Below are 12068 nucleotides of genomic sequence, written 5' to 3' on the forward strand. Positions count from 1 at the left end.
ACCCTTTCTCATCGGAAAGTGTTGCAACGACCCTTTGGACTCAAGCCGGACTTCGATGCCTGGGGTTTATCTGATCAACTCACAGCCAGATTCCCGGGATTTTCCCCAGAGTTGATCAGAAAACCCGGGCCCCTACCGCGCCGCCTCCAGCTCCTCGACCCGCTTGTGCAGCGCGCGCTCGCGATTCCAGCGCTTGGTCACGTCCCGCAGGATGGCTGCCACGCCCTCGATGGCCCCGTCCGCGTCCTTGAGCAGGGTGATGGAGAACTCCAGGGAGACGATGCTGCCGTCCTTGCGCAGCCCCGGCACGGCGAGGGGGTCAGCGCCGTAGCGGGTCAGGCCGGTGTCCATGACGCGGCTCCAGCCCCGCCGGTGGGCCCGGCGGTGCTTCTCGGGGATGATCATGTCCAGGTTTTCACCGATGGCCTCCGTCTCCCGCCAGCCGAAGATCCGCTCGGCACCCTTGTTCCACATCTGCACGGTGCCGCTGCGGTCGGCGTAGATGACCGCATCCTGTGTGTCGGCGACGATCCGCGCGGCGATCTGATCCTGCTCCATGGTGACCCACCTCATAAAATGTCCGGTTTTTCCCGAACTTACCTGAGGCCTCAGCGCCACACCAACGGTTCGCGCGGCAGGTCGTCGGGGTTGAAGACCTCGAGCAGCTTATGCAGGGTGAACACGTCCGGGTAGCCGAGGGATCCGGCGAGCTTGCCGATGACGTGGTGCACCGGATCCTCCAGCAGCATCTCCCGCAGAGTCACGGCCCCGTCGCGTTTGGCCAGCCGCTGCCCGGCCTGGTTGACCACGAGCGGAACGTGGACGTATTCGGGGGCAGGGATGCCCAGCAGGCTGGCCAGGTAGGCCTGGCGTGGGGTGCTGGGCAGAAGGTCCTCGCCGCGCACGACCTGGTCGATGCCCTGGAAGCCGTCGTCGACGACGACCGCGAGGTTGTAGGCCCAGTCCGTGTCCTGGCCGCCGCGGCGCAGCACGAAATCGTCGATCTCGGTGGTGTACTCACCGTGGTAGCGGTCGTGGATGGTGAAGGTGTCCACGTCCGCACGCAGCCGCAGCGCAGGTTTGCGGCCCTGGGCGGCGAGCTCTTCTCGACGTCGCTCCCGTGCGGCGTCGTCAAGCTCGCGGCAGGTGCCCGGATAGCTGCCCGGCACGTGGTGCGCGGCGCGGGGCGCGTTCTGGACGTCCTTGCGTGAGCAGTAGCACTCGTAGACCCGGCCGTGGGCGGTGAGGCGGTCGAGGGCGCGCTGGTAGGCGTGGGAACGGTCCGACTGGTAGAGGATGTCCCCGTCGAAGGTGAGGCCGAGGGTGAGCAGGTCATCGATCTGGCGGTGGGCGGAGTCGATCGTGGAGCGCTGGCTGTCCACATCCTCCACCCGCAGCAGGAACTTCCGTCCCGACTGGCGGGCGAAGAGCCAGGCGATGAGACCCGTCCGGAGATTACCGAAGTGCAGGTCACCACTGGGGGAAGGGGCATAACGTCCGGCGTGCGCAGTCATGACTTACAGACTACTGCGGAAGTTGTGCGAATATTCCAGTCATGCCTTCCAATGAACCTGCACCTGGGCAGGGGATGAACGACCGTTTCATCCCCCTCCAGCCCAGTTATTACCCCGTCATCGTCGCCGTTTTCGTGGCGGTCTTCCTCATCTCCAATATCCTGGCCACCAAGGGCGTGTCCATCGGCCCGCTGATCACTGACGGCGCCTTCTTCCTCTTCCCCATCGCCTACGTCCTCGGCGACGTGCTGGCCGAATGCTACGGCTTCAGGGCTGCCCGGCGCGCCATCTTCACCGGCTTCGCCGTGACCATCCTGGCGGTGCTGTCCTTCTACGTGGCCATCTGGCTGCCGGCGGCCGATTTCTACGGCTCGCAGGAGGAGTTCGCCCACGTCCTGGGCCTCGTACCCCAGATCGTCGTCGCCTCCCTGACCGGATACATGGTCGGCCAGCTGCTCAACTCCTGGGTGCTGGTGGCCATCAAGCGGCGCACCGGAGAGAAGTCTCTATGGGCCCGCCTGATCGGTTCAACGGTGGTCGGCGAGTTCGGTGACACCCTGCTTTTCTGCATCATCGCAGCGCCGGTGATCGGCATCGCGACGGGCGCGGACCTGCTGAACTTCGTCCTCGTCGGTTTCCTGTGGAAGACGCTCATCGAGGTGCTGCTGCTGCCGGTGACCTACGCGGTCATCCGCTGGGTCAAGCGCCGCGAGGGCTACGACCGGGTGCCGGAACCTGTCGCGGTAGATATTGCCGCGACTGGAACCGGCACCAGCACCCCTACTTCTTCTGCCCCGCGTAGTAGCGGCCCATGAACTCCGTGCGGTACTCCTCGAAGTAGCCACCGTCGATGGAGTCGCGGATGTTGTCCACCAGCGTGATCATGAAGCTGAGGTTGTGGATGGTGCACAGCGTCATGCCGAGGAATTCGTTGGCCTTGAACAGATGGCGGAGGTAGGCGCGCGAATAGTTCTCGGAGACGTAACCGCCGAACTCCTCGTCGATGCCCCGGAAATCACGCTTGAAGCGCGCCCCCTCGAGGTTCATGCGCCCGTCGAGGGTGTAGACGCCGCCGCGGCGGGCCAGGCGGGTCGGTGCCACGCAGTCGAAGGTGTCCGCACCCGCCTCAATGGCGGTGAACATGTCATCCGGTTCGGAGATGCCCAGCAGGTGGCGGGGCTTGTCCTTCGGCAGTTCATCGCAGACCCAGCCGACGATGGTGCCCAGGTTCTCCTTCTCCAGGGCACCGCCGATACCGAAGCCGCCGAAGCCGCGGCGGCCCTGCTCCACGGCGGCGTCGGAAAGCGAGATCAGCCCGCGGGTGGCCTGGCGGCGCAGGTCCTCGTAGTTCGCTCCCTGCACGACGCCCCACAGCGACTGCAACGGCTTATCGGCCCGCTCATGGGTGAGCCGGTCATGCTCGTCGAGGCAGCGGGCCGCCCAGCGGTGGGTGCGGTCGACGGACTTTTCCTGGTAGGAACGGTCATCCATGAGGGTGGTCAGTTCGTCGAAGGCGAAGAGGATGTCGGCGCCCAGCTGGTGCTGGATCTGCATGCTGACCTCGGGGGTGAAGCGGTGGCGGGAGCCGTCGATGAAGCTGGTGAAGTTCACCCCGTCCTCGTCGACCTTGGCCATGTTCTTCTTCGCCGGCAGGTGTCCCTTGGCATTGGCCTCGGCGACGTCCATGGAGATGGTCTTCTGCCAGCCGGAGCCCTGGCTCATCACCTGGAAGCCACCGGAGTCGGTGTAGGTGGGGCCGGACCAGTTCTCGAAGCGCCCCACTCCCCCGGCCTCGTCGACGATGTCCGCACCGGGCTGCAGGTAGAGGTGGTAGGCGTTGGACAGAATCGCCTGGGCGCCGGTCTGCCGGATCTGCTCCGGGGTCAGTGTCTTCACGGTTGCCTTGGTGGCCACCGGGATGAACGCCGGGGTCCGGATGTCACCGTGGGGGGTGTGGATCGTACCCGTACGGCCGTGCCGGCCGGGGCCGGATTCCAGTTCGGTGCCGAGGGTGAAGGAGAGGTCCGTCATGAGTTAACTGTATCCATCTTCTTCCGGTGCTCCTCTTCGGCTGCGTGCCGGGCCTCCCATTCCTTCTCCAGGGCGGTGCCCTCGATGTCCATGTGCGGGATGAGGCGGTTGAGCCAGCGGGGGATCCACCAGGTGGCGTTGCCCATGAGGAACATGGTGGCGGGCACCAGCGCCATGCGGATGAAGAAGGCGTCGAAGAGCACGCCCACGCCCAGGGCGAAGCCGAAGATCTGGATGAAGGGCAGGGGCTGGTCGATGAAGGCGATGAACACGGCGATCATGATCAGTGCGGCGGCGGTGACCACGCGGGCACCGCGGGTGAAACCGACGACGGTGGACTGGTCCACCGCGTTCAGACGCGAGATGGCCCGCGGGGTGTCCGGATCGGGATTCTCCCGTTCCTGCACCCGCAGGCTGATGTAGTGCTCGCGGATGCGGGTGACCAGGAAAACCTGGTAGTCCATGGCCAGACCGAAGGTGACGCCGATGAGGAAGATCGGCATGAAGGAGATCAGCGGGGCGGGGGTGTTCACCAGGTCCCAGAGGCCCTCCTGCCAGACCAGGACCGTCAGGCCGAAGGCCGCGCCCACCGAGAGCAGGAAACCCAGGCCGGCGACGAGCGGCACCATCACGGAGCGGAACACACCGAGCAGCAGGAAAATAGCCAGGCCGACGACGACGGCCAGGTAGGTCGGCATCGCCCCGGAAAGCCGTTCGGTGATGTCCATCTGCACGGCCGTCAGCCCGGTCAGGCCGATCTCCACGCCGGTGGCGTCGGTGATCTGCATCCCCTGTTCGCGCAGCGCATGGGAGACCTGGGCGGTGTACTGGTCGTCGGGCCCCGTCAGCGGGGTGACCAGGATCTGGGCGGCATTGGTGTCCGCGTTCATGGCGATGAGCTGGGCGTGCTTCACCCCGCCGACGTTCTTGAGCTGGCCGACGGTGTGCAGGAAGGAGGCGGTCACCGCTGCTTCGCGACGCTCCACCGGTTCACCTTCCGTCGCCATCGACTCCTGTGCCAGGATCAGCGGCTGCAGGGCGGGGGCGTCAGCATTGACCTCGTCGGCGTCGACGATGACCAGGAAGGGGGCGTTGACCCCCGCACCGAAACCCTCGGCCATGAGGTCAGCGGATTTACGCTGGGTGGTGTCGAGGTTGGAGGTGGAGTCCGAGGGCAGCGACAGCTCCATGTTGAGCACCGGGTAGGACATCGCCCCCAGGGAGAGCACCACGACGGCCATGACCAGCCCCGGGGCCCTGCGCACGAAGTTGATCCAGCGGTTGCCCATGGTGGGCTTCTGGCGGCGGGGGCGGTTGCTGCGGATGTCGCGCTTGCGTCGGTTCCCGGCCACGCCGGGTACCCGCCCGGCGAAGGTACGGTCGCGGAGCACACCCAGCAGGGCGGGGATGAAGGTCAGTGCGACGAGCACCGCGACGAACACGGTGAAAGCAGCCGACAAGCCCATGGCCGTGAGGAACTCGATGTTGACGATCGCCAGTGCCGCCAGGGCGACGATGACGGTGGCGCCGGCGAAGACCACCGCGGATCCGGCGGTGCCCACCGCCATTCCGGCGGCCTCGTCGGCGGGCATCCGTTCCCGTTCGGATCTGTACCGGGAGAGGATGAACAGGGCGTAGTCGATGCCGACGGCCAGGCCGATCATCACCGCCAGGACCGGGGTGATGTTGTTGAGGTCGGTGAAGGCCGTGGCGATGACGATGGTCAGCACGCCGATGCCCACGCCGACCACGGCGGTGAGCACCGGCAGACCGGCGGCCACCAGGGAGCCGAAGGTGAAGATGAGCACGATGAAGGCGATGATCAGGCCGACGATCTCACTGCTCGTCTTGATCATGATGGGATCGCCGAAACCGGCGCCGCCGGCCTCGACCTGGACGCCCGCCTCACGGCCCAGGTCCATCGCCTCGTTGACCACGCGCCGGTGCTCGTCGGTGACATCCATCGAGGAGGGGACGTCGATGGTGAAGGTGGTGTATCCGATGCGCCCGTCGTCGGAGAGCAGCGCCAGGTTCTCCGCGTCGGCGCGGGCGGTCTCCTCCGGCAGCCCCTGCTCCGTCATCATGGCGATGACGCTGTCCTGCAGCGCCGGGGAAACCTCCACCGGGTTACCGAACCGCTCCGTGCCCGTCAGATCGGGCAGGTTGGCTTCGATGTGGTCGACGACCCGGTTGATGGCAGCGGAGTTCTGCGGTTCCGCCAGGGTCTGCCCCTCGGGTGCGGAAAAGACGACGTTCACGCCGGCCGCGCTGACGGGGTTGCCCTCCCCCGGGAATTTCTCCACCAGGGAGTAGGTCGCGTCAATGGAAGGGGTGTTGCCCATGGGGAAATCATTGGTGAAGGGCTTCTGGAAGGTCACGGCCGCGCCGGCCACACCAGCCAGGGTCACCAGCCACAGGACAATGACAATCCACTTGTGCTGAAAGGACCAACGTCCCAGCTTGAACAGAAATTTAGCCACGAGGTGGGGGCTTCCTCAATACCGTCGACAATCAAACAGGGCCAGTCTACCGTCCGGACACGGAGAAGGGCCCCGGTGCGCATCACTGCGCACCGGGGCCCTTCAGCTGCGGTGGCGGAGGGATTTGAACCCTCGGTTGGGGGTTACCCAACAATCGCTTTCGAGGCGATCACCTTCGGCCGCTCGGACACGCCACCTGGTCAGGCCGATACTCGACCAGGATCCAAGACTAACGGAGGGTGTCCGGACGGGCCAAATCAGCGGCGCTTGTCGTCGTCCTGGAAGGAACCGAGTACCCGGTCGCTGGCCTCCTTGGCCTTGTCGCCGGCCTTCTCGACGCCTTCCTTGACGTTGGCCTTGGTCTGGTCCGCCTTGCCCTCGGCCTCCAGACGCTCGTTGTCGGTGGCCTTGCCCAGGCCCTCCTTGGCCTTGCCCTTCAGTTCCTCGGCCTTGTTCTCGAACTTGCTCATGATGATCACTCGCTTTCTTCGGTTCGGTGCTCGTTCCTCCACGCTAATGACACATCGGCAGGCGCGCATAACGTCAACGTAACGATCCGAAGAAATCTTCCAGCAGCCCGGCGCACTCCGTCTCCAGCACCCCGGCGCGCACTGCGGGGCGGTGGAGCTGGCCGGGGGCACGGACGGCGTCGATAAGCGAGCCGCAGGCGCCCGTCTTCGGTTCGAAGGCCCCGAAGATCAGCTCCCCGACCCGCGCGCCGAGCACTGCGCCCGCACACATCGTGCACGGTTCGAGGGTGACCACCAGGGTGCAGCCCGTCAGCCGCCAGGAATCCCCGTGCTTCTCGACACCCCGGCGGATCGCCAGCATCTCCGCGTGCGCGGTGGGATCCCGGTCGGCCTCCCGCCGGTTCGTGCCGGTGGCCAGCTCACACCCGTCAGGACCGAAGAGCACCGCCCCGACCGGGACATCCCCCGCCGGGGCGGCGCGTGCGATCTCGAGGGCACGCCGCATGAGGTGCTCGGCACGCACCAGACCTTCCTCGCGCGGCAGAACCCTAGTCCTCGATGCCGGCGGCGGCGATGAACTCATCCGCGAAACCCAGCTCCTCCGCAATCTGCACCAGCTGCTCCGAAGGCAACGTCTCCGTGTCATCCACAATGACGCCGAGTACCTCGTCGCTGAGCCCCAGGTCCGCGAGCAGTTCGAAGTCGCCGTCCGCCCAACCGTCGACCTCATCGAGCTCGTCCGGGTCCAGGTCGGGGATCTCCGCATCCAGTTCCCCGAGGATGGCGGCGGCGAAATCATCGTCCACCGCCATCGTCGCGTCCGAGAGCAGCGCCTGCACCCCATTGGGGGTGGGGCGGACGATGACGAAATAATCGTCGTCGACGCACAGCAGCGCGAAGGCGGGCCCCTCGCTGCGCAGCGCACGGACCGCGTTGACGGAGGTATCCAACGAGGAGAAGTCATCGTCGAAGGCACGCACCACCCACTCACCCTCCGTGCGGGTGACCGTGACGGCGAAACTCTGGCCGTACTCCTCGTGTTCCATACCGGTGAGATTAGCCTGCTTGTGCCACACTTGTCAGGTGACCTCGACAAACCTTTCCCGACCCATCTGCATCCTCGGCCTCGGTCTCATCGGCGGCTCCCTCATGCGCGACCTCGCCGCCCGGGAAGTCCACGTCTACGGGTACAACCGCTCCGTCGACGCGGCCCGCGCCGCGCACGACGCCGGCTTCGACGTCTCCATCGACCTCACCGCCACGCTCCAGCGCGCGGAGAGCGACGGAGCGATGATCGTCATGGCCACACCGATGCCCGCCATCCCGGTGCTTCTCGACGCCATCATCGAGCACGCCCCCTCCTGCGGCATCACCGACGTCGTCTCCGTCAAGGCCGCGGTGTACAGCCTGGTCAAGGAGCGCGACCTGCAGGACCGTTACGTCGGCGGGCACCCCATGGCCGGCACCGCCGAATCCGGCTGGGAGGCCTCCCGCACCGGCATGTTCACCCGCGCCGCCTGGGTGATCACCTACGACCACGCCCCCGGGGCCTCCCTCCGGTGGGTCGCCCTGTGGACCGACGTGGTCCGCATGATCCTGGCCGTGGGCGCCGACGCCATCCCCGCCCGCGTCGACCGCCATGATGCCGCCGTCGCCCGGATCTCCCACCTCGTGCACGTCTTCGCCGAGACCCTCGCCATCGTCGGCGACAACGGCGGGGCGCTGGCCCAGTCGCTGGCGGCGGGTAGCTTCCGCGACTCCACCCGCGTCGCCGGCACCCATCCCTCCCTGGTGCAGGCCATGTGCGAGACCAACGCCGCGGCCGTGGTCCCCGTCCTCGACGAGGCCCTCGAACTGCTTCACGACGCCCGCGCCTCCCTCGTGCAGGACAACCCCGACATCTCCGCCCTCGCCGAGGCGGGTTACTCCGCCCACGTACGTTTCGATGCCCGCCACGGCGCCCGCGGCGAGTCGGTCTCCCCCGTCAAGATCACCTCCCGGCCGCTCCTGCGCCTGAGCCCCGGTACCCCCGGCTGGGTCGGTCAGCTCGAGCAGGCTGAGGCCCTGGGCGGGCGGATCGAGATCTTCTGAGGGGTTTCCGGCCGGCTGGCCGGGGGATTCCCCTAATCCGGGGAAAGCAGAAGGTCGGCCACTCTCTTTACGGAGTGGCCGACCTTCTGATTGGTGCGCCCGGAGGGATTCGAACCCCCAACCTTCTGATCCGTAGTCAGATGCTCTATCCGTTGAGCTACGGGCGCCCGGCGTGTTGCTGTGCAACGAGAACTAACACTACATCGCCCTCGTCGCAGCAGACAAATCGCCAGGTAGTCGCCTATTTAGATGACGAGGCCGAAGACCGGCACAGCAACGAAGTAGGTCGCCAGGGTGATCAGCACAACCGCGATGAGGTTGAGCCAGATACCGCCCTTGATCATGTCGCCGATCTTGACGTAGCCCGAGCCGAAGGCGATGGCGTTCGGCGGGGTCGCGACGGGGAGCATGAACGCACAGGTCGCCGACAGGGCAACCGGGATGGTCAGGAGAAGCACGTTCATCTCGGTGGCGCCGGTCAGGCCGATACCGACGGCGACGCCGCCCATGATGGGCAGGAAGGTCGCGGCGGTGGCGGTGTTGGAGGTGAACTCGGTGAGCACCAGAACCAGCAGGGAGACGGCGGCGATGAGCAGGAAGGTCGGCAGCACCTCCAGCCCCTTGGCCACCTCACCGATCCACAGGGACAGGCCGGTGGCGGTGAACATGCCCGACAGCGACAGTCCACCGCCGAAGAGCAGCAGCACATCCCAGGGCAGTTCGTTGGCGGTCTTCCAGTCGAGGATGCGCACACCGGTCTTGTTGTCGGCCGGGATGGTGAACATGAGCAGACCGGCGATGATGCCGATGATGGCGTCATCGTAGGTGATGTCCGCGCCGACCCAGTCGAGGATCAGCGGAACGAAGATCCAGGACAGGGCTGCGCCCACGAAGATGACCGTCACGATCACCTGGGGGCGGGTCCAGGAACCCATCTTGTCGATCTCCCGCCGGATGAGCTCGCGCCCGCCCGGGATCTCATCCATCTCCGGCTTGAAGACGGTGATCAGCACCAGCCAGGCGATGACGGTGAAGATTGCCGCCACGGGAACACCGACCATCATCCACTGGCCGAATCCGATGGAGATGCCGTGGGCCTCCTCCATGTAACCGGCCAGGAGAGCGTTGGGCGGGGTACCGATGAGGGTGCCCAGGGAGCCGATGGAGGCGGCGTAGGCGATGGCCAGCATCAGTCCGGTGGCGAACTTCTTCTGGTTGCGCATGCCACCGACCAGGTCTGAGGTCAGGTGCAGCACGGACAGTCCGATGGGCAGCATGACCACGGCGGTGGCGGTGTTGGACACCCACATGGAGAGGAAACCGGTGGCGATCATGAATCCGAGGATCAGCCGCTTGGGGCTGGTTCCCACCGCCAGGACGACGGCCAGTGCCATCCGGCGGTGCACATCCCACCGCTGGAGACCCAGGGCGAGAAGGAAACCGCCGAGGAAGAGGAAGATCGTCGCACTGGCGTAGGGCGCACCGATCTGGGCGAAGGTGGCCACCTGCGAGATCGGGAAAATGGCGATGGGCAGCAGGGCGGTCGCCGCCAGCGGGATCGCCTCGGTCATCCACCAGGCACCCATGAGGATGGTGGTGGCGGCGACGATGCGCATGGCCTGGTGAGAGTACTCGGTCTCGGGATCTGCACCCGCGGACTGCAGCACGGTCTCCGCGGCATCCGCGGGGAAGAAAAGGTAGACGAGGACGGCCAGCAGCAGGCCGACGAAGATGCCGGTGGCCTGTCTGTGCCACTCACGGGGGTCACGGACCTCGGTGCTTTCACCGGGGGCGGGCTTGACCTGGACCTCCGCTCCCGTGGTCTCAGTATCGGAGGCGGGGGTGCTCATTGCAGTTACAGCATCTTTCTGATGAAGGGATGGATCGAATGAAAAATACCGGGTCCGGTCCCAGGGGTGAGACCCGTTCCCGGATCGTCGGCACTTGCCGACGGGCACTTCCCTTGCGGGAAGTGCGGCACGCCACATGTTCGCAAATCGAACGGCATCACGCGAAACGTAGCCCCCGCCTGCGGAAAATTGCCCTCATACGGGGGCAGGCGACCGGCCGGAAATTACAGGCCGAGCACGGCCTTCGCGATGAGGAAGTAGATGATCAGGCCCGTGGCATCCGAGAGCGTGGAGATGAACGGGTTGGAGAACACCGCCGGGTCCGCCCCGACCTTCTTCGCGACGATCGGCATGATCCCACCCACCGTCGCCGACATGGTGCACACCCCGAAGAGGGTGGATCCGATGACGATGCCGATGTCCAGGCCGTAGACGAGCGTGGCCAGCAGGAAACCCAGGGAACCGAGCAGCGCCCCCAGCAGCATGCCGACGCGTACCTCGCGCCAGGCGACGGCGCCGACGTCCCGGGGTCGGACGTCGCCGAGCGCGAGCGCCCGGGTGACTGTGGTGGCGGCCTGGTTGCCGGTGTTGCCTCCGGTGCCGGTGAGCAGCGGGATGAAGAGGCTGAGCACGACGGCCGCGGCGAGGGTGTCCTCGAAGGTGTCGAGCACCTGGACGGTCAGCAGTGCGGAGACCGCCAGCACCAGCAGCCACACGATCCGCGAGCGCACGATCTTCAGCAGCGGGGTGGACAGGTAGGGCTGCTGCAGGGGCTCATGGGCACCGGAGCGGGCGGTGTCCTCGGAATCAGCCTCCTCGATGATGTCGGCGGCGTCGTCGAAGGTGAGCATGCCGAGCAGGCGGCCGGACTCGTCGACGATCGGCATCGCGAGCATGTCCAGGGGCACGAACCAGCGGGCGGTCTCCTCCGCGTCATCATGGGCGGCGGCGAAGACGGGTTTGTCCATCAGCCCCGACACCTCTGCCGAACCGTCGGCGGTGAACAGGTCGCGCAGGGAGGTCACCCCGACCAGCCGGTGGTCGCGGGCGATGATCGGCAGGGTGTAGATGGTCTCCACGTCATCGGCGACCCGGCGCAGTTCCTGCAGTGTCTCATCGACGGTCAGGTCCTCGTAGATGTGCGGGACCTCCGGCGACATGCGCCGGCCGATGGAGCCTCTGGGGTAGCCCAGGACGACACCGGTGATGTCGCGTTCGGAGTCGTCGAGGTTGCGCAGGAAGCGTTCGGCGATCTCGGCCGGCAGCTCGTCGAGAAGCGAGACCCGGTCGTCGGGGTCGAGTTCGGAGAAGAACTCGTAGACGGCACGGTCACCCAGGGCGTCAATGAGGTCGGCCTGGTGGGCCGCGTCCAGGGTGTCGAAGACCTCGATGGAGCGGCGGCGTGAGAGCAGGCGCAGGACCACGGCGGCGCGTGTCGCGGTGGAGCGTTCGACCAGGCGCACGACGTCCTGGATCGGTGGCTCGTCGAGCATGACGGCCAGTTCAGCCGCGCGTTCCGGGGGGACGTCCTCATCGGAACGCAGGATACGTTCGAGGCGTTCCAGCACGTCGACGTCGCTCATGATGCCACCTCCCGGAGGTCAGGCGCCCGCCGGACAGCAGGCTCATCCG

At 66.4% G+C, this 12068-nt stretch carries 11 protein-coding genes and 2 tRNA genes; 2 read left to right on the forward strand and 11 right to left on the reverse strand.

Annotated features, from left to right (window positions below; translation table 11 throughout):
• Nucleotides 1–132 precede the first annotated feature (132 nt).
• Both EAH68_RS05705 and gluQRS read right to left on the reverse strand, forming a co-directional pair.
• Nucleotides 133–558: a PAS domain-containing protein gene (locus EAH68_RS05705; protein ID WP_126120373.1), complete on the reverse strand. Its 426-nt coding sequence runs from the start codon at nucleotides 556–558 to the stop codon at nucleotides 133–135.
• Nucleotides 559–608: 50 nt separating this feature from the next.
• A complete protein-coding gene (gluQRS, locus tag EAH68_RS05710) occupies nucleotides 609–1514 on the reverse strand; it encodes a tRNA glutamyl-Q(34) synthetase GluQRS (RefSeq protein WP_126120374.1) in 906 nt (301 codons plus the stop codon).
• Between the two features lie 41 nt (nucleotides 1515–1555).
• On the opposite strand from gluQRS, the gene EAH68_RS05715 reads away from it, so the two are divergent.
• Nucleotides 1556–2329 carry a queuosine precursor transporter gene (locus EAH68_RS05715; protein WP_126120375.1) on the forward strand — a complete coding sequence of 258 codons (774 nt, stop codon included), beginning with the start codon at nucleotides 1556–1558 and terminating at the stop codon, nucleotides 2327–2329.
• Here EAH68_RS05715 and tgt read toward each other — a convergent pair.
• From tgt to EAH68_RS05745, 6 genes are all read right to left on the reverse strand, one after another.
• Complete coding sequence (gene tgt, locus EAH68_RS05720) at nucleotides 2295–3545, reverse strand: tRNA guanosine(34) transglycosylase Tgt (RefSeq protein WP_126120376.1); 1251 nt, start codon at nucleotides 3543–3545, stop codon at nucleotides 2295–2297. The two genes, EAH68_RS05715 and tgt, sit on opposite strands and share 35 nt — an antisense overlap.
• Complete coding sequence (locus EAH68_RS05725; protein ID WP_126120377.1) at nucleotides 3542–6025, reverse strand: MMPL family transporter; 2484 nt, start codon at nucleotides 6023–6025, stop codon at nucleotides 3542–3544. Before EAH68_RS05725 ends, tgt begins: the two co-directional genes overlap by 4 nt.
• Nucleotides 6026–6134: 109 nt before the next feature.
• Nucleotides 6135–6222 (reverse strand) — tRNA-Ser (locus tag EAH68_RS05730).
• Nucleotides 6223–6282: 60 nt separating this feature from the next.
• Nucleotides 6283–6495: a CsbD family protein gene (locus EAH68_RS05735; protein ID WP_126120378.1), complete on the reverse strand. Its 213-nt coding sequence runs from the start codon at nucleotides 6493–6495 to the stop codon at nucleotides 6283–6285.
• 73 nt (nucleotides 6496–6568) lie between these two features.
• Entirely contained in the window at nucleotides 6569–7078 is a 510-nt protein-coding gene (locus EAH68_RS05740; RefSeq protein ID WP_126120379.1) for a nucleoside deaminase, read from the reverse strand.
• On the reverse strand, nucleotides 7044–7541 hold the full coding sequence (locus tag EAH68_RS05745) for a tRNA adenosine deaminase-associated protein (protein WP_126120380.1): 498 nt from the start codon (nucleotides 7539–7541) through the stop codon (nucleotides 7044–7046). The genes EAH68_RS05740 and EAH68_RS05745 overlap by 35 nt, the downstream gene beginning before the upstream one ends.
• Before the next feature lie 37 nt (nucleotides 7542–7578).
• Between EAH68_RS05745 and EAH68_RS05750 the strand changes: the two genes are divergently transcribed.
• The gene (locus EAH68_RS05750; RefSeq protein ID WP_126120381.1) at nucleotides 7579–8586 is read left to right on the forward strand and encodes a prephenate dehydrogenase; all 1008 of its coding nucleotides are present in this window, start codon (nucleotides 7579–7581) and stop codon (nucleotides 8584–8586) included.
• Between the two features lie 91 nt (nucleotides 8587–8677).
• Here EAH68_RS05750 and EAH68_RS05755 read toward each other — a convergent pair.
• From EAH68_RS05755 to mgtE, 3 genes are all read right to left on the reverse strand, one after another.
• Nucleotides 8678–8753 (reverse strand) — tRNA-Arg (locus EAH68_RS05755).
• A gap of 78 nt (nucleotides 8754–8831) precedes the next feature.
• On the reverse strand, nucleotides 8832–10436 hold the full coding sequence (locus EAH68_RS05760) for an SLC13 family permease (RefSeq protein WP_126120382.1): 1605 nt from the start codon (nucleotides 10434–10436) through the stop codon (nucleotides 8832–8834).
• A gap of 224 nt (nucleotides 10437–10660) precedes the next feature.
• The gene (mgtE, locus tag EAH68_RS05765; RefSeq protein WP_126120383.1) at nucleotides 10661–12019 is read right to left on the reverse strand and encodes a magnesium transporter; all 1359 of its coding nucleotides are present in this window, start codon (nucleotides 12017–12019) and stop codon (nucleotides 10661–10663) included.
• Nucleotides 12020–12068: the final 49 nt, after the last annotated feature.

The sequence above is a fragment of the Corynebacterium hylobatis genome (assembly GCF_003955685.1).
Taxonomy (GTDB): Bacteria; Actinomycetota; Actinomycetes; order Mycobacteriales; family Mycobacteriaceae; genus Corynebacterium; species Corynebacterium hylobatis.